The sequence below is a fragment of the Streptomyces sp. NPDC007808 genome (assembly GCF_042868655.1).
GTDB lineage: Bacteria > Actinomycetota > Actinomycetes > Streptomycetales > Streptomycetaceae > Streptomyces.
In genome coordinates this window covers 52,779-69,338 of sequence record NZ_JBIAEQ010000002.1, presented here as the reverse complement: position 1 = coordinate 69,338, position 16,560 = coordinate 52,779, and the positions used below count along the sequence as shown (strand labels likewise).

18 protein-coding genes are annotated in these 16,560 nt (G+C 72.9%); 12 read left to right on the top strand and 6 right to left on the bottom strand.

Annotation, left to right across the window (positions count from 1 at the left end):
• Nucleotides 1-15: 15 nt before the first annotated feature.
• Nucleotides 16-1,266 carry an MFS transporter gene (locus ACFYNL_RS06535; RefSeq protein WP_388797650.1) on the top strand — a complete coding sequence of 417 codons (1,251 nt, stop codon included), beginning with the start codon at nt 16-18 and terminating at the stop codon, nt 1,264-1,266.
• A gap of 4 nt (nt 1,267-1,270) precedes the next feature.
• Here ACFYNL_RS06535 and ACFYNL_RS06530 read toward each other — a convergent pair whose 3' ends face one another.
• The gene (locus tag ACFYNL_RS06530; RefSeq protein WP_388797647.1) at nt 1,271-1,906 is read right to left on the bottom strand and encodes a TIGR03085 family metal-binding protein; all 636 of its coding nucleotides are present in this window, start codon (nt 1,904-1,906) and stop codon (nt 1,271-1,273) included.
• Between the two features lie 74 nt (nt 1,907-1,980).
• On the opposite strand from ACFYNL_RS06530, the gene hisI reads away from it, so the two are divergent.
• The 11 genes from hisI to lgt all read left to right on the top strand — a co-directional run bounded on the left by hisI (nt 1,981) and on the right by lgt (nt 10,960).
• Nucleotides 1,981-2,388 (top strand): phosphoribosyl-AMP cyclohydrolase, encoded by a 408-nt coding sequence (gene hisI, locus ACFYNL_RS06525; RefSeq protein WP_388797644.1) that lies wholly within the window; start codon nt 1,981-1,983, stop codon nt 2,386-2,388.
• Between the two features lie 11 nt (nt 2,389-2,399).
• Complete coding sequence (locus ACFYNL_RS06520; protein ID WP_388797641.1) at nt 2,400-3,896, top strand: anthranilate synthase component I; 1,497 nt, start codon at nt 2,400-2,402, stop codon at nt 3,894-3,896.
• Between the two features lie 174 nt (nt 3,897-4,070).
• Complete coding sequence (locus tag ACFYNL_RS06515) at nt 4,071-4,712, top strand: TIGR02234 family membrane protein (protein WP_388797638.1); 642 nt, start codon at nt 4,071-4,073, stop codon at nt 4,710-4,712.
• Nucleotides 4,713-4,825: 113 nt separating this feature from the next.
• Complete coding sequence (locus ACFYNL_RS06510; RefSeq protein ID WP_388797635.1) at nt 4,826-5,077, top strand: HGxxPAAW family protein; 252 nt, start codon at nt 4,826-4,828, stop codon at nt 5,075-5,077.
• Nucleotides 5,078-5,169: 92 nt separating this feature from the next.
• On the top strand, nt 5,170-5,616 hold the full coding sequence (locus tag ACFYNL_RS06505) for a DUF2752 domain-containing protein (RefSeq protein ID WP_388797632.1): 447 nt from the start codon (nt 5,170-5,172) through the stop codon (nt 5,614-5,616).
• A 135-nt stretch (nt 5,617-5,751) separates the two neighbouring features.
• Entirely contained in the window at nt 5,752-6,561 is an 810-nt protein-coding gene (gene trpC, locus ACFYNL_RS06500) for an indole-3-glycerol phosphate synthase TrpC (protein WP_388797629.1), read from the top strand.
• Nucleotides 6,562-6,581: 20 nt separating this feature from the next.
• Entirely contained in the window at nt 6,582-6,788 is a 207-nt protein-coding gene (trpM, locus tag ACFYNL_RS06495; protein ID WP_388797625.1) for a tryptophan biosynthesis modulator TrpM, read from the top strand.
• Nucleotides 6,789-6,857: 69 nt separating this feature from the next.
• Entirely contained in the window at nt 6,858-8,144 is a 1,287-nt protein-coding gene (trpB, locus tag ACFYNL_RS06490) for a tryptophan synthase subunit beta (protein WP_388797622.1), read from the top strand.
• On the top strand, nt 8,141-8,959 hold the full coding sequence (gene trpA / locus ACFYNL_RS06485) for a tryptophan synthase subunit alpha (protein ID WP_388797619.1): 819 nt from the start codon (nt 8,141-8,143) through the stop codon (nt 8,957-8,959). The genes trpB and trpA overlap by 4 nt, the downstream gene beginning before the upstream one ends.
• A 121-nt stretch (nt 8,960-9,080) precedes the next feature.
• Complete coding sequence (locus tag ACFYNL_RS06480) at nt 9,081-9,857, top strand: DsbA family protein (RefSeq protein ID WP_388797616.1); 777 nt, start codon at nt 9,081-9,083, stop codon at nt 9,855-9,857.
• Between the two features lie 101 nt (nt 9,858-9,958).
• Nucleotides 9,959-10,960: a prolipoprotein diacylglyceryl transferase gene (gene lgt, locus ACFYNL_RS06475; protein ID WP_388797613.1), complete on the top strand. Its 1,002-nt coding sequence runs from the start codon at nt 9,959-9,961 to the stop codon at nt 10,958-10,960.
• Between the two features lie 79 nt (nt 10,961-11,039).
• Here the strand turns inward: lgt and ACFYNL_RS06470 are convergent, their stop codons facing one another.
• From ACFYNL_RS06470 to ACFYNL_RS06450, 5 genes are read right to left on the bottom strand one after another with little or no spacing between them, the layout of a single operon-like run.
• The gene (locus tag ACFYNL_RS06470; protein WP_388797610.1) at nt 11,040-11,870 is read right to left on the bottom strand and encodes an HpcH/HpaI aldolase/citrate lyase family protein; all 831 of its coding nucleotides are present in this window, start codon (nt 11,868-11,870) and stop codon (nt 11,040-11,042) included.
• Complete coding sequence (locus ACFYNL_RS06465; protein WP_388797605.1) at nt 11,867-13,105, bottom strand: CaiB/BaiF CoA transferase family protein; 1,239 nt, start codon at nt 13,103-13,105, stop codon at nt 11,867-11,869. The genes ACFYNL_RS06470 and ACFYNL_RS06465 overlap by 4 nt, the downstream gene beginning before the upstream one ends.
• Nucleotides 13,102-13,995, bottom strand: a complete 894-nt coding sequence (rbsK, locus tag ACFYNL_RS06460; RefSeq protein WP_388797602.1) for a ribokinase — start codon at nt 13,993-13,995, stop codon at nt 13,102-13,104. Before rbsK ends, ACFYNL_RS06465 begins: the two co-directional genes overlap by 4 nt.
• A complete protein-coding gene (locus ACFYNL_RS06455) occupies nt 13,992-15,395 on the bottom strand; it encodes an ADP-ribosylglycohydrolase family protein (protein WP_388797599.1) in 1,404 nt (467 codons plus the stop codon). The genes rbsK and ACFYNL_RS06455 overlap by 4 nt, the downstream gene beginning before the upstream one ends.
• Nucleotides 15,383-16,558, bottom strand: a complete 1,176-nt coding sequence (locus tag ACFYNL_RS06450; RefSeq protein ID WP_388797596.1) for an ADP-ribosylglycohydrolase family protein — start codon at nt 16,556-16,558, stop codon at nt 15,383-15,385. The genes ACFYNL_RS06455 and ACFYNL_RS06450 overlap by 13 nt, the downstream gene beginning before the upstream one ends.
• Between the last annotated feature and the right edge of the window lie 2 nt (nt 16,559-16,560).

Genomic DNA, 16,560 nt, shown 5'->3' with positions numbered 1-16,560 from the left:
AGAGGACATGACACCGTGACCGCCACGCTCACAGCCGCGGCCGACGTCGTCGAGCGGCCCGCTCACCGCGACGGGAACGTCCTGCGCTGGCTCACCGCCTACACCGCCTCGATGATGGGCGACAGCGTCTACTACATCGCCCTGTCCTGGGCGGCCGTCCAGACCGGATCGCCCGCGCAGGCGGGAGTGGTCATGGCCGTGAGCGCGCTGCCCAGGGCCCTGCTGATGCTGGGCGGGGGAGTGATCGCCGACCGGCTGGGGCCGCGCAGGGTCGTCATAGGCAGTGACGTGGTGCGCTGCGCGGCCGTGCTCGCGGTCGCGGCGCTCCTGTTCCTCACCACGCCCGGACTGTGGCCGCTGGCCCTGCTGGCCCTCGTCTTCGGCACCGTCGACGCCGTGTTCATGCCGGCCGTGGGGGCGCTGCCCGCGCGCGTGACGAGCCGCGGGCAACTCGCGCGCGTGCAGGGCATGCGCGGGCTCGGCATCCGCTTCGCGAGCGTCGTGGGCGGCCCGCTGGGCGGGCTGGCCGTGGCGGTCGGCGGTGCGGCGACCGCGTTCGCCCTCGCGGGCCTGCTGATCGCCGTGTCGGTGCCGCTGCTGGTCTGCGTACGGGTGCGGGAGCTGCCCGCCGACGACACCGCCGCCCCGCACAAGGGCACTGCCTGGCGCGACCTGACGGCCGGCCTCGGCTACATCCGCCGGCACCCGGTGCTGGCCCCGTTGATGGTGGTCATCGCCCTCGGAGACCTCGGGTTCGTCGGCCCGCTCAACGTCGGTCTGACCCTGCTCGCCGACGAGCGCGGCTGGGGTGCCTCCGGGATGGGCTGGGTGCTCGGCGGGTTCGGCGTCGGGGCGGGCGCCGCCTCCCTGCTGCTGACCGTGCGCGGGCACCTGCCGCACGCCGGGCGGGTGGCGGCGTACGCGATCGTCGCCGGGTCGGTCGCGATCGGCGGCCTCGCCTTCGTCCCCACCGTCGTCGGCGCCGTCGGCGTGGCCCTGCTCATCGGACTGCTCGCCGGACTCAGCGGGGCCGTGTGCGGCGCCCTGCTCCAGACCCAGGCCGACCCCGCGTACCTGGGCCGCGTCACCGCCGTCTCCTCGCTGGTCAGCCTCGGCTTCGCCCCGCTGAGCATGCCGCTGTCCGCCGCGGCCGTCGGGGTCTGGGGCACCGGGCCGGTCTTCGTGGTCAGCGCGGCGGTCTGCGGTCTCGGCGGGGTGATCGCCCTGTGCGTGCGCGACCTGCGGCGCGCGGAGCTGCCGAGGTGACCCCTCAGATCCCCAGCTGCTTCGACTCGTGCAGCCGGGCGATCGCCTCCTTGTCGCCGTCCAGTTCGACGTCGGCGGCGCTCTGACGGCCGTAGGAGAACAGCAGCAGCTCCGACGGCTCGCCGGTCACCGTGACGACCGGTGTGCCCCGGTGGGCCACGACCGTCTGGCCGTTCGGGCGGCGCAGCACCAGACCCGTGGGCGCGCTGCGGCCCATCAGACGGGCCGTGCGCTCCATGCGCGACCAGAGGGCGTCCTGGAAGACCGGATCGAGTTCGCGTGGCGTCCAGTCCGGCCGGGCGCGGCGGACGTCCTCCGTGTGGACGTAGAACTCGATCGTGTTCGACGCCTCGTCGATCTGCTTGAGCTGGAAGGGCGAGAAACGCGGTGGGCCGGTACGGATCAGCTGGATCAGCTCCTCGTACGGCTTCGCCGTGAACTCCTCCATCGCCTTGTCCAGGCGCGGCCCGAGCTGCTTGATCAGCAGGGCGGCGGCAGCGTCGGGACGGCGCTCGCGCACGACCACGTGCGCGGCGAGATCACGGGTCCGCCAGCCCTCGCAGAGGGTGGGGGCGTCGGGCCCCTCGGCCTCCAAGAGGTCGGCAAAAAGAAGTCGTTCACGCTTGGCGAAGGTCGACATGAGGCAAGCCTACGACCACGTATCGGGTCCGCCCAGTGGACGGTCACCCAGCGTTGTCGGTCGCGCGCGGCACAATGGCAGGCATGACCACGAGCACGCCCCGTCAGCCCAGCCGGCTGGACCCCGAGATCGCCGCGCGCCTCAAGCGCAGCGCGGACGGGCTCCTCCCCGCCATCGCCCAGCAGTACGACACCGGAGAGGTGCTGATGCTCGGCTGGATGGACGACGAGGCGCTGCATCGCACGCTCACCACCGGCCGCTGCACCTACTGGTCACGCAGCCGCCAGGAGTACTGGGTCAAGGGCGACACCTCCGGCCACTTCCAGTGGGTCAAGTCCGTCGCCCTCGACTGCGACGCCGACACCGTGCTCGTCAAGGTCGACCAGGTCGGCGCCGCCTGCCACACCGGGGCGCGCACCTGCTTCGACGTCGACGTGCTGCTCAAGGACGGCGAGGGCGCCGTCCCGGGCCGGGATCAGTAAGGTCACCCGCCATGGACCTTGAGACGTTCCGCAAGCTGGCCAAAGACCGCCGCGTCATCCCGGTCACCCGAAAGCTCCTCGCCGACGGCGACACCCCGGTCGCCCTCTACCGCAAGCTCGCCGCCGAACGCCCCGGGACCTTCCTGCTGGAGTCCGCGGAGAACGGCCGCACCGCGTTTCAATGGTCTCGCTACTCGTTCGTGGGCGTCCGTTCCGCGGCGACCCTGACCGAGCGCGACGGCCAGGCCCACTGGCTCGGCACCCCGCCCGTGGGCGTCCCCGTCGAGGGCGACCCGCTCGCGGCCCTGCGCGCCACCATCGAGGCCCTGCACACCCCGCGCGACCTCGCGCACGACCTGAATCTGCCGCCCTTCACCGGCGGCATGGTCGGCTACCTCGGCTACGACATCGTGCGCCGCCTGGAGAAGATCGGCCCCGGCGAGCGGGACGACCTGAAGCTGCCCGAGCTGACCATGCTGCTCACCAGCGACCTCGCCGTGATGGACCACTGGGAGGGCTCGGTCCTGCTGATCGCCAACGCGATCAACCACAACGACCTCGACACCGGAGTCGAGGAGGCCCACGCGGACGCGGTCGCCCGCCTCGACGCGATGGAGGCCGACCTCTCCCGCCCGGTCGCCCAGCCGCCGGCGGTGCTGCCGCCGTCCGAACTCCCGCAGTACACCGCGCTGTGGGGCGGCGAGGACTTCCAGGAGGCCGTCGAGGACATCAAGGAGCGCATCCGGGCGGGGGAGGCCTTCCAGGTGGTTCCCTCCCAGCGCTTCGAAACACCGTGCACGGCAAGCGCGTTGGACGTCTACCGGGTCCTCAGGGCCACCAACCCCTCGCCGTACATGTACCTGTTCCGCTTCGACGGCTTCGACGTGGTCGGCTCCTCCCCGGAGGCGCTGGTCAAGGTCGAGGACGGGCGGGCCATGGTCCACCCCATCGCCGGCACCCGGTGGCGCGGGGCGACCCCGCAGGAGGACCAGGCCCTCGCCGAGGAACTGCTCGCCGACCCCAAGGAGCGCGCCGAGCACCTCATGCTGGTCGACCTCGGCCGCAACGACCTGGGGAGGGTCTGCGAGCCCGGTTCGGTCGAGGTCGTCGACTTCATGTCCATCGAGCGGTACTCCCACGTGATGCACATCGTCTCGACGGTGACGGGCCGAGTGGCGCCGGGCCGTACGGCCTTCGACGTCCTGACGGCCTGCTTCCCGGCCGGCACCCTCTCCGGCGCCCCCAAGCCGCGCGCGATGCAGATCATCGACGAACTGGAGCCGTCCAGGCGCGGCTTGTACGGCGGCTGCGTCGGCTACCTCGACTTCGCCGGCGACTCCGACACGGCCATCGCGATCCGTACCGCCCTGCTGCGTGACGGCACCGCGTACGTCCAGGCGGGCGCGGGCATCGTCGCCGACTCGGACCCGGTCGCCGAGGACACCGAGTGCCGCAACAAGGCGGCGGCGGTCCTGCGGGCCGTCCACACGGCGAACCGGCTCGGGTGAACCCGGGCGGACGTATGGCGTGAACCCGGGCGGACGCACGGCGTGAACCCGGGTGGCCCCTCGGCAGGGGGCCCGGGTGGCCGCCGTGCGGCAGCGCGGGTGGCCGCCCGGCGGGGGCCGCGAGTCCGGCCCACCCGAACCCCGGGTGACTGATCGTTCGGGGTTCGGGTGATAGTGGAGTACGTGACTGCCGTACCTCACCCCCGTTCCGAAGCCCCCGGCCGCGCCCGGGCCGGCCGCACGAGTCTCGCCCTCACCCTGCTGTGCGGTGCGCTCGGCGCGGCCGTCGCGCTGCTCGCCACCCGGCAGCGCTGGTCGGCGGGCACCGTGACGGTGGCCGGCGGCCCGTTCCCCCTGACCGCCAAGGGCAGCGACGTCACGGGCGTGCCCGCGGCCCTGGCCATAGTGGGGCTCGCCGCGCTCGTCGCCGTCTTCGCCGTCCGCCGGGCCGGCCGCTTCGCCGTCGCGGGCCTGCTCGCCCTCTCCGGCGCCGGCATCGTCGCCGCGGCCCTGCTCGGCGCCTCCGACAGCTCCGCGCTCGACGAGCAGGCCGCTCGGACCTCCGGCGACACCGCGGCCACGGTCGACGCCCTCACCCATACCGCCTGGCCGTACGTGGCGGCCGTCGGCGGCGTCCTCATCCTGCTCGCCGGGTTGCTGGCCCTGCGCTACGGACGGCTGTGGCCCGCCATGTCCGGCCGCTACGAGCGCGGCGGCGCCCCCCGCCCGCGCCGCACGGCCCGCGCCGCCGACCCCGACCGCCCCGAGGAGCTCTGGAAGGCCCTCGACCGGGGCGAGGACCCGACCGGGGCCTGACACCCGGGGGCGCGCCACGACCCCCGATCACCGCACGCGCGGGCGTGCGGGACAATGACAGCGAGCGACCGGCTCACCCACGTACACACGTACACAGCAATGAGGAGCAAGCAATGGCGGGCAGCAGCCACGGTCACACCCCGGCCGCCTGGACCGGTGTTTCGATCGCCTTCATCGGTTTCTGCGTCGCGGGAGCCTTCATGGTGATGGACCAGCCCGCGGGCTTCTGGGCCGGCATGGGCGTCGTGGTCATCGGCGGTGTCGTCGGCTGGATCATGCGGGCGATGGGCATGGGGCAGCCGAAGGACGCTCACGACACGCTGCTCACGACGCACGAGCGCGAGACCGCGCCCGCGCAGAGCTGAGGCGCGCGACTTCCGCGAACGACTTCGACCTGAGGGGCGACCCGGCGCCGGTGGGATGCCGGGGGCGCCCCTCACGCGTGTGCGGGGGCACAATGCATGACGTGAACGCCGACAGTGAGCGGGCGGCCCGGCCCGGTGCCGGCGCCCTGGCGAGGCGCGTGGCCGTTCCGGCGGGGGTCCTCGCGGCCGTCGTCGGCGCCTTCGCCTACGTGGGGACCGTCGACCCGAACGAACCCGGCCACTACCCGGCCTGCCCCCTCCTGCGCTACACCGGCATCTACTGCCCCGGCTGCGGCGGACTGCGCAGCGCGCACGCCGTCGTCCACGGGGACGTCCTCGCGGCACTCCAGGACAACGCCCTGGCCGTGGTCGGCTACGTGCTCTTCGCCGTGCTGTGGACCGTCTGGGTGGTCAGGGCGGTGCGCGGGCGCCCGTTCAGGCCGGAACCGGGTCCGGTACAGCTGTGGGCGGCGGGCGCGTTGCTGCTGGTCTTCACCGTCGTCCGGAACCTGCCGTTCGGTGGCTGGCTGCACCCTTGATCGACGGAGAAACGTCCAGGTACTGGGACCGGCGTCAACCGGATGCGGGGCCTACGCCCAGCTCCGGATACCATCGCAGAGACCGTAGGTTTTGAACCGCTTTCACAGTCAACCGTCTGGAAGGGGGCCGCTCGCGTGAGTGTGCTCGACGAGATCATCGACGGAGTCCGTGCCGACCTCGCGGAGCGGCAGGCGCGCGTCAGCCTCGACGAGCTCAAGGAGCGCGCGGCGAAGGCTCCCGCTGCCAAGGACGGGGTCGCCGCGCTGAAGGGCGACGGCGTCAAGGTCATCTGCGAGGTCAAGCGCTCCAGCCCCTCCAAGGGCGCGCTCGCCGCGATCGCCGACCCGGCCGGGCTCGCCGCCGACTACGAGGCGGGCGGCGCGGCCGTCATCTCCGTGCTGACGGAGCAGCGACGCTTCGGCGGCTCGCTCGCCGACCTGGAGGCGGTCCGCGCCCGCGTGGACATCCCGGTCCTGCGCAAGGACTTCATCGTCACGTCGTACCAGCTGTGGGAGGCCCGGGCCTACGGCGCCGACCTCGCGCTGCTGATCGTCGCGGCCCTCGACCAGCCGGCCCTGGAGTCGCTGATCGAGCGCGCCGTCTCCATCGGCCTGACGCCGCTGGTCGAGGTGCACGACGAGGACGAGGTGGAGCGTGCCGTGGACGCGGGCGCGAAGATCATCGGCGTCAACGCCCGCAACCTGAAGACCCTGGAGGTCGACCGGGGCACCTTCGAACGGGTGGCACCGGAGATCCCCGGCAGCATCGTCAAGGTGGCCGAGTCCGGCGTCCGCGGCCCGCACGACCTCATCGCCTACGCCAACGCCGGCGCCGACGCGGTCCTGGTCGGCGAATCCCTGGTGACCGGCAAGGACCCCAAGTCCGCCGTCTCCGACCTGGTCGCGGCCGGCGAACACCCGGCACTCCGCCACGGCAGAGGCTGATCACCGCTAGGCTGACCCCGATGACTCTCACCGTGACCACCGTGGACCGGCACCAGCGCCTCGCGCGCGGCTGCCGTCCCCGGGGCTGCCGCGCGCCGGCACGCCGTGTGCACGGCCGCAGGGTCAGGTACGTCATCGGCGACGAGCCCGGCCAGGTCAACGGCCGCCGATGGCAGCGCGCCCCCCAGGGGCGCGGGGAACTGCGCGACCGGCCGCACCCGGCCTGACCTCGCACGACAGGCTCCGCCCCCACGGCGATCAGTGTCTTTTTCACGCACTCACCGTGAGGTATCCGCATGCCCAGCGACTTCTTCATCCCCGACCCGGAGGGTCAGGTCCCCAGCGCCGACGGCTACTTCGGCGCCTTCGGCGGCAAGTTCATCCCGGAGGCCCTCGTCGCCGCCGTGGACGAGGTGGCCGTCGAGTACGACAAAGCCAAGAACGACCCGGAGTTCGCCCGAGAGCTCGACGACCTGCTGGTCCACTACACCGGCCGTCCCAGCTCCCTCACCGAGGTCCCGCGTTTCGCCGAACACGCAGGCGGCGCCCGCGTCTTCCTCAAGCGCGAGGACCTCAACCACACCGGCTCCCACAAGATCAACAACGTCCTCGGCCAGGCCCTGCTGACCAAGCGCATGGGCAAGACCCGCGTGATCGCCGAGACCGGCGCCGGCCAGCACGGCGTCGCGACGGCCACCGCCTGCGCGCTGTTCGGCCTGGAATGCACCATCTACATGGGCGAGATCGACACCGAGCGCCAGGCCCTCAACGTGGCCCGGATGCGCATGCTCGGCGCCGAGGTCATCGCCGTGAAGTCGGGCTCGCGCACCCTCAAGGACGCCATCAACGAGGCGTTCCGCGACTGGGTCGCCAACGTCGACCACACCCACTACCTCTTCGGTACGGTCGCCGGCCCGCACCCCTTCCCCGCCATGGTCCGCGACTTCCACCGCGTGATCGGCGTCGAGGCCCGCCGCCAGCTCCTGGAGCGCGCCGGACGCCTCCCCGACGCCGCGATCGCCTGCGTCGGCGGCGGCTCCAACGCCATCGGCCTCTTCCACGCCTTCATCCCGGACACGGACGTACGCCTCATCGGCTGCGAGCCCGCCGGGCACGGCGTCGAGACCGGTGAGCACGCGGCCACGCTGACCGCCGGTGAGCCCGGCATCCTGCACGGCTCCCGCTCCTACGTCCTGCAGGACGAGGAGGGCCAGATCACCGAGCCGTACTCGATCTCGGCCGGTCTGGACTACCCCGGCATCGGCCCCGAGCACTCCTACCTCAAGGACAGCGGCCGCGGCGAGTACCGCGCGGTCACCGACGACGCCGCCATGCAGGCCCTGCGCCTGCTGTCGCGGACCGAGGGCATCATCCCGGCGATCGAGAGCGCGCACGCGCTCGCCGGCGCGCTGGAGGTCGGCCGTGAACTGGGCAAGGACGGCCTGATCGTCGTCAACCTGTCCGGCCGCGGCGACAAGGACATGGACACGGCCGCCCGCTACTTCGGCCTGTACGACACCGACGCCGAGGTCCCCGCCGACGCGGACACCGACGCCGCCGAGATCGAGGGGGACGCCAAGTGAGCGGCAACATCCAGCTGTTGAGCGACACCCTGCACGCCGCCCGGGCCGAGGGACGCTCCGCTCTCATCGCCTACCTCCCGGCCGGGTTCCCGACCGTGGACGGCGGCATCGAGGCGATCAAGGCCGTGCTCGACGGAGGCGCGGACGTCATGGAGGTGGGTCTGCCGCACAGCGACCCCGTCCTCGACGGGCCCGTCATCCAGACCGCCGACGACATCGCCCTGCGCGGCGGGGTCAAGATCGCGGACGTCATGCGCACGGTCCGTGCGGCGCACGAGGCCACCGGCAAGCCGATCCTCGTCATGACGTACTGGAACCCCATCGACCGCTACGGGGTCGAACGCTTCACCGCCGAGCTGGCGGAGGCGGGCGGCGCGGGCTGCATCCTGCCCGACCTGCCCGTCCAGGAGTCCGCCCGGTGGAGGGAGCACGCCGAGAAGCACGGCCTCGCCACGGTCTTCGTCGTGGCTCCGAGCAGCAAGGACGAGCGGCTCGCCCAGATCACCGCGGTGGGCAGCGGCTTCGTCTACGCAGCCTCGCTGATGGGCGTCACCGGCACCCGTGAGTCGGTCGGCGCGCAGGCCCAGGACCTGGTCGAGCGCACCCGGGCCACCGGCACCGACCTGCCCGTCTGCGTCGGACTCGGCGTTTCCGACGCCGAGCAGGCCGCCGAGGTCGCCGGCTTCGCCGACGGAGTCATCGTCGGCTCGGCGTTCGTGAAGCGGATGCTGGACGCGCCGGACGACGCGGCCGGTGTCGAGGCCGTGCGCGCGCTCGCCGCCGACCTGGCGAAGGGCGTGCGCGCACGGGCGTAGACACCGTCACGGCCCGGACGTCGCAAGTAGTCGGAAGAAGGGCCTTCCGTACGACTCGCTCGAACGGGTGGACCTGAGGCCGGGGAGGCGCGCTGCGCCTCCCCGGTTCGTTCTGGCGGGTGTGAGCGAAAAGAATCCTGAGGGAAAGCGGACCGCCCGGGAGCGGCTGGCGGTCGAGCGGGAGAAGCAGAAGGCCGCGGACAGGCGGCGTCGTGCGCTGATCGTGGGTGCGAGCGTCGTCTGTGTCCTGGGCCTCGCCGCGGTGATCGGAGTCGTCGCGGCGAACGCCGGCAAGGACGACGGAAGCGAGGCGTCGGGGCCGGTGGTGGGCCCTTCGGGGGCGCAGGGCAAGGACGGCCTCGCGATCCCGGTCGGTGAGGAGAGCGCCAGGTCGACGCTCACCATCTGGGAGGACTTCCGCTGCCCGGCCTGCAAGAGCTTCGAGGACGCGTACCGGTCGACGATCCATGAGCTGACGGACTCCGGGAAGCTCAAGGTCCGGTACCACCTGGCGACGATCATCGACGGCAACATGGGCGGCTCGGGCTCCCGCAACGCCGCGAACGCCGCGGCCTGCGCCCAGGACGTCGGGAAGTTCGTGCCCTACCACGACGTGCTCTACCAGAACCAGCCGCCCGAGATCGACGACGCCTTCGCCGAGAACAGCAAGCTCCTTCAGCTCGCCGGCAAGGTCGACGGCCTGGACACGCCCGCCTTCCGCAAGTGCGTCGAGGACGGCACCCACGACAGCTGGGTCGACAAGTCCAACGAGGCGTTCAAGAAGGGCGGCTTCAGCGGTACACCGACGGTGCTGCTGAACGACAAGGACATCTACCAGGACCAGACGATGACGCCGGCGAAGCTGAAGCAGATGGTGGAGGCGGCCGCCAAGGGCTGAGCCCCGGCGGGCGGGGTCGCGGCTCGGACACGGCCCGTTATGGACCCGTAGCCGGGCCGCCCGCCATCGGTCCCGCCCGGCAGGGTAGCGTCGACCTTGCCATGGAACTTGCCTACATTCCCAGCCCGTCGCGCGGGGTGATCCACCTCGGTCCCATTCCGCTGCGCGGCTACGCCTTCTGCATCATCATCGGTGTCTTCGTAGCCGTCTGGCTCGGCAACAAACGCTGGATCGCCCGCGGCGGGCGGGCCGGCACGGTGGCCGACATCGCGGTGTGGGCCGTGCCGTTCGGCCTGATCGGCGGTCGGCTCTACCACGTGATCACGGACTACCAGCTGTACTTCAGCGAGGGCCGTGACTGGGTGGACGCCTTCAAGATCTGGGAGGGCGGACTCGGCATCTGGGGCGCGATCGCCTTCGGCGCGCTCGGCGCGTGGATCGGCTGCCGGCGCCGTGGCATCCCGCTGCCCGCCTATGCCGACGCCGTCGCCCCCGGCATCGCCTTCGCGCAGGCGATCGGGCGGTGGGGCAACTGGTTCAACCAGGAGCTGTACGGGCGGCCGACGGACCTTCCGTGGGCGCTGGAGATCACGTCCTCGACGGACGGACGGGTGCCGGGCACCTACCACCCGACGTTCCTGTACGAGTCGCTGTGGTGCATCGGCGTCGCCCTGCTGGTGATCTGGGCGGACCGCCGCTTCAAGCTGGGTCACGGACGGGCGTTCGCGCTGTATGTCGCCGCGTACTGCTCGGGCCGGGCATGGATCGAGTACATGCGGGTCGACGACGCCCACAAGATCCTGGGCGTGCGGCTGAACGTCTGGACCGCGCTGATCGTGTTCCTGCTCGCGGTGACGTACATCGTGGTGTCGGCGAGGAAGCGGCCCGGCCGCGAGCCCGTGGTCGAGCCGGGTGCCTCCGACGCCGAGGCCGACGACAAGGCTTCCGACGACAAGGCTTCCGACGACGAGCCTTCTGACCGGAAGGCCGCCGACGGCAGCGCTGCGGACAGCGACGTCGAGGTCTCCGACGACGAAGCCGGGGCCGACGCCGAGGTGAAGGACGACGCCAAGGACGAGGCCGGGTCGACGAAGAAGACGTGAGACCCGGCAGTACGACGACGAGGGCGCCCGGACGGATCCGGGCGCCCTCGTCGTGTGCGGGGCGGGGTCAGGGGCCCGGTCACGTCCGCTGGGCCAGGGACAGGGTCCTGCGCGCCGCCGCCACCACCGCCGCGTCGATGAAGGTCCCGTCCTGCAGCGCCTGGGCGCCCCGCTGGGCCGTGGCCGCCTTGACGATCGTCTCCGCCTGCTCCAGCTCGGCGTCCGTGGGCAGGTAGGCCCGCTCGATCACCGGGAGCTGGCGGGGGTGGATGGCCGCCCGGCCCAGGAAGCCCAGGGTACGGCCGTGGGCGCAGGAGGCGGCGAGGCCCTCCAGGTCCCGGATGTCCGGATGGATGGACTGGGAGGGCGGGGGCAGTCCGGCCGCCCGGGCCGCGACCACGACACGGGAGCGGGACCAGTCGAGGCCCGCGTCGCCCCGTACACCCAGATCGGTGCGCAGATCCGCCTCGCCCAGGCAGATGCCGCGCAGCGCGGGGTGGGCGCAGGCGATCGGGTACGCCCGCTCGACGGCGAGGGCCGACTCCAGCAGGGCGTACAGCGCGGGTGCGCCGCCGCCGGCCGCGGGTGTGGTCTCGGCGAGGTGGGTGATCTGCCCCGGCGCCGTCACCTTCGGAAGGCGAAGGCCGCAAAGGCCCGGCAGGGCGGCGAGGGCGCGGAGGTCGGCTGCCGCGGGCGGGGTGTCCAGGGCGTTCACCCGGACGTGCACCGGGACCGGGTGCGGGGTGGACAGGAGCTCGGCGGTGGCCGCGCGGGCGTAGTCCTTGCGGTCGGGGGCCACCGCGTCCTCCAGGTCGACCACGACGACGTCCGCGCCGGCCGTGAGGGCCTTCGCGACCACCTTCGGCCGGTCGCCCGGGGCGTACAGCCAGGTCAGGGGATACGGCCTCACAGGGCGCCCTCCTCACGCAGGGCCGCCAGTTCGGCGCGGGTCAGGCCCAGGTCGGTGAGGACCTCGTCGGTGTCCGCGCCGTGCGGGCGGCCGGCCCAGCGGATGGCGCCGGGGGTGGCGGAGAGCCGGAAGAGGACGTTCTGCATGCGCAGCGGGCCCAGTTCGGGGTCCTCGACGGTGGTGATCGTGTCGAGTGCCGCGTACTGGGGGTCCGTCATCACGTCCCGCACGTCCTGGATCGGGGCCACCGCGGCCTCCGCCTTCTCGAAGGCGGCGAGGACGTCGGCGCGGGTGTGGCGGGCGATCCAGTCGCCGACCGCGCGGTCGAGGACGTCGGCGTGGCGGGCCCGGTCGGCGCCCGTCGCGAACCACGGCTCGTCGATCAGCTCCGGGCGTCCCACCAGGTGCATCACGCGCTCGGCGATCGACTGGGCGGAGGTGGAGACGGCGACCCAGGTGCCGTCCGCGGTGCGGTAGGTGTTGCGCGGGGCGTTGTTGGCGGAGCGGTTGCCGGTGCGCTCCTGGACGTAGCCGAGCTGGTCGTACCAGGTCGGCTGGGGACCGAGCGCGAGCAGCATCGGTTCGATGAGGGCCATGTCGACGACCTGGCCCTCGCCGCCGCGCTCGCGGGCGGCCAGTGCCGTCATCACCGCGTACGCGGTGGCGAGGGCCGCGATCGAGTCGGCCAGGCCGAACGGCGGGAGCGTCGGGGGCGCGTCCGGTTCGCCGGTGAGCGCGGCGAAGCCGCTCATCGCCTCGGCGAGGGTGCCGAAGCCGGGGCGGTGGGCGTAGGGGCCGAACTGACCGAAGCCGGTGACGCGGGTGAGGACCAGGCGGGGGTTGACGGCGGACAGCTCCGGCCAGCCCAGGTCCCACTTCTCCAGGGTGCCGGGGCGGAAGTTCTCGATGACGACGTCCGCGGTCGAGGCCAGGCGCAGCAGGGTGGCGCGGCCGCCGGGCTTGGAGAGGTTCAGGGTGATCGTGCGTTTGTTGCGGCCCAGCACCTTCCACCACAGGCCCACGCCGTCCTTGGCCGGGCCGTGGCCGCGGGAGGGGTCGGGCTTCGCGGGGTGCTCGACCTTGATGACCTCCGCGCCGAAGTCGCCGAGCATCGTGGCGGCGAGAGGTCCGGCGAAGAGGGTGGCCAGGTCGAGGACGCGCAGGCCCGCCAGCGGGGCCGGGCCGGCCTGCGCCGTACGGGGCGCCGTCGGCGCGGTCCGGGTCGCCTCGGTCATGACGCGTACCGTGCCTCGATCTCGGGGCGGTACGGCATCGACGCCGAGGCGCCCTCCCGCTGGACCGACAGTGCCGCCGCTGCCGCCGCCCAGGCCAGTGCCTGAGGCATCGGCCGTCCCTCGCCCAGGGCCACCGCGAGCGCGCCGACGAAGGTGTCGCCGGCGCCGGTCGTGTCGACGGCGGTGACCTTCGGCGCGGGCACGGTCAGGGGTTCGGCGCCGCGGGCGACGTACAGGCTGCCGTCCGCGCCCAGGGTGACGACCACCTCGGGCACCAGGTCGAGCAGCCCGATGGCGGCCTCCCGGGGGTCGGTGCGGCCGGTGAGGGTGGTGGCCTCGTGCTCGTTGGGGACCAACAGGTCCACGGCGGCGAAGAGTTCGTCCGGGAGCGGTTGGGCGGGGGACGGGGTGAGGACCGTACGGACGCCGTGGCGGCGGGCCGCCTGGGCGCCGGCGACGACCGCGGCCAGGGGGATCTCCAGCTGGAGCAGCAGGGTGTCGGCGGCGGCGATGACGCCCTCGTCGCCGGGGCTGAGGTGGTCGAGCGTGCCGTTCGCGCCGGGGATCACGACGATCGCGTTGCCGCCCTCGTCGTCCACGACGATGTGCGCGGTGCCGGAGGGCCCCTCGGCGGTGCGCAGGTCGTCGGTGTCCACACCGGAGTGTTCGAGGGTGGAGCGCAGATGGGCGCCGAAGGCGTCGTTGCCGACGGCGCCGATCATCATGACGTCACCGCCGGCGCGCGCCGCAGCGATCGCCTGGTTGGCGCCCTTGCCGCCGGGGATCGTGCGGAACTCCCGGCCCGTCACGGTCTCGCCGCGCTGCGGGGCCTTCTCGACGTAGGTGACGAGGTCCATGTTCGTGCTGCCGAGCACGACGATGTCGGTCATGGGCGGGTGGCCTCCAAGTGGGTGCGACCGTGGGCGAGTCGGTGGGTGAGCCGGGCCGGCGCGTCGAAACCGCTGCCGTCGAAGTCGGCGACGGAGGTGGCCAGGCGGTTCTTGAGGGGGGCCGTCCAACGGTCGGGGAGGGCGGCGGGGCTGCCGGCGAGGAGGGCGGCGACGCTGCCCGCGGTCGCGCCGTTGGAGTCGGTGTCCCAGCCACCGGACACGGCACGGCAGACGGAGCCCGTGAAGTCGCCGTCGGCGTGGGTGAGCGCGGCGGCGATCAGGGCCGTGTTGGGGATCGCGTGGACCCAGTGGTGGGTGCCGGAGTGGACGGCGTGCAGTTCGTCGACGACCGTGTCGAAGTCCTCGTGGGTCTTCGCGAGGCGGACGGCGTGGTGGATCGCCCGGGACAGGCGGGAGGCCGCGGGGATCACCGTCAGGCCGGTGCGCAGGCAGGCGTGGATGTCGTGGGGGCCGGTCGCCGTCGCCGCCCGTGCGATGACCGCCGCCGTGAACATCGCCGCGTAGACGCCGTTGGCGGTGTGCGTCAAGGTGGCGTCCCGGTGGGCCTGTTCGGCCGCCGCGGCCGGGTCACCGGGGTTGGTCCAGCCGTGCACGTCGGCGCGGATGAGGGCGCCGATCCATTCGCGGAAGGGGTTGCGGTGGCGGGCGGTGTGCGGGGGTTCGATGCCGGTGAGCAGGTTGCGGTAGGCGATGCGTTCGGCGGTGAAGGTCCGGCCGGCGGGGAGTTCGTCGAGCCAGAGGCGGGCCACGTCGGTCGTGGTGAAGCCCTTGCCGTGGTGCCGCAGCAACAGCAGGTTGAGCAGGGGGTAGTTGAGGTCGTCGTCCTCGGGCATGCCGTCGATGTTCTCGGCCAGGGAGGTGGCGGCCGAGCGGCGGTTCCAGGGGTGGCGGCGGGTGAGGTCCTTGGGGACGCCCTTGGCCGTGAAGTACGTGGTGAGGGGCCAGTTGCCGGTGGCGCGGGCGAGTTGCCTGATGCCGTCGAGCGGGAGCTTCTCCACGGGCTTGCCGAGCAGGCAGCCGACGGCGCGGCCCAGCCAGGCGGCTTCGTAGCGGTCCGCAGCGGGGATCGCCGTGGGGGTGGGGTCGCTCGCCGGCGCGGGCCAGGACGGGCAGCAGGCCTTGATCTTCGCGAGGTCGGTGGGTTCCTGTTCCGCCAGCCGGCTCGGCAGGTCCGCCAGTTCGTCCAGCAGGTCGTCCGCCAGGGTCCGCAGATATCTCGACGCCGGTTCGGAAGACGCCCCCGCCCGCAGCGGGGTCTCCGGGCCGCCCGCCGCCCTCCACCGTTGCGCGATCCTCGACGGCTCCCGGCCGTCCAGGGCCGCCTGGCGCAACTCGTGGCCGATCAGGTCCTCCGGCTGGACCCAGGTCAGTCGGAGCATCCCCGGCCCTCCAGTGCGCAGAAGGCCGCCTCGTGGGCGCGGCGCCGACGTACGTCCCGGGCGTGGATCTCCCTGGTCACCTCGGTCAGCTCGCGGGGCGGTTCCCACAGGTCGAGACGGCTGGCTTCGGCGACCGCCTTCGACCAGTCCTCCGGGACGGGGGAGCCGAGGGCGCCGGCCAGCGCGCCCGCCATCGTCGCGATGGAGTCGCAGTCGCGGCCGTAGTTCACGGCGCCCAGGACCGAGGCGCGGTAGTCGCCGTCGGCCACCACCAGCATCCCCAGCGCGACGGGGAGTTCCTCGATGGCGTGCAGGCGGGACGGGCGACGGGCGCCCAGGGAGGGCTGCCGGTAGTCGGGGCCCACCGTGTCGTAGGGCGTGACCGCCTCCCGCAGGGGGGCCAGCGCCGACTCGAAGTCCCGGTGGGCGCCGGCCACTTCGCAGACCTTCTCGATCGCCGTCCTCGTGCCGTCCTTCGCCAGCGACAGACAGGCCGAGACGACCGAGTCCGGTGTGGCCCCGGGTGCGCAGGCCGCCGCCACCGCCGCCGCGAAGACACCCGCGGCCTCACGGCCGTACGACGACTGGTGGGCGCCCGCGATGTCCAGTGCCTCGGTGTACGCGGCCCTCGGGTCGGCGGCGTTGACCAGGCCGACCGGGGCCATGTACATCGCGGCGCCGCAGTTGACGATGTTGCCGACGCCGGCTTCCCGTGGGTCCGCGTGGCCGTAGTGGAGGCGGGCCACCAGCCACTTCTCCGCGAGGAAGATCCGGTGCAGGGGGAGTGCCTCCGACTCCAGTTCCGGGATCCAGCGCGGGTTGGTCATCAGGTCCGGGACCAGGTGGTCGGCGATCGCGTACGCGTCGAGGTGGTCGCGGACCGTGGCGTAGACGCGGATCAGCGCGTGCGTCATCAGGGTGTCGTCGGTGACGTGGCCGTCGCCCTTGTGGTACGGCGCGATGGGGCGGGCCGTACGCCAGGCGTCGCCGTTCCAGGGGCCGACGATGCCGTGGACGCGGCCGCCGTGGCGCTGCAGGATCTGGTCGGGCGAGTAGCCCTCCACCGGGCCCCCGAGCGCGTCGCCGACCGCCGCGCCGACCAGGGCGCCGGTGATCCGCTCGTCCAGACGCGGGCCACTGCTTTCTTCTGCTTTGGGCGTCATGC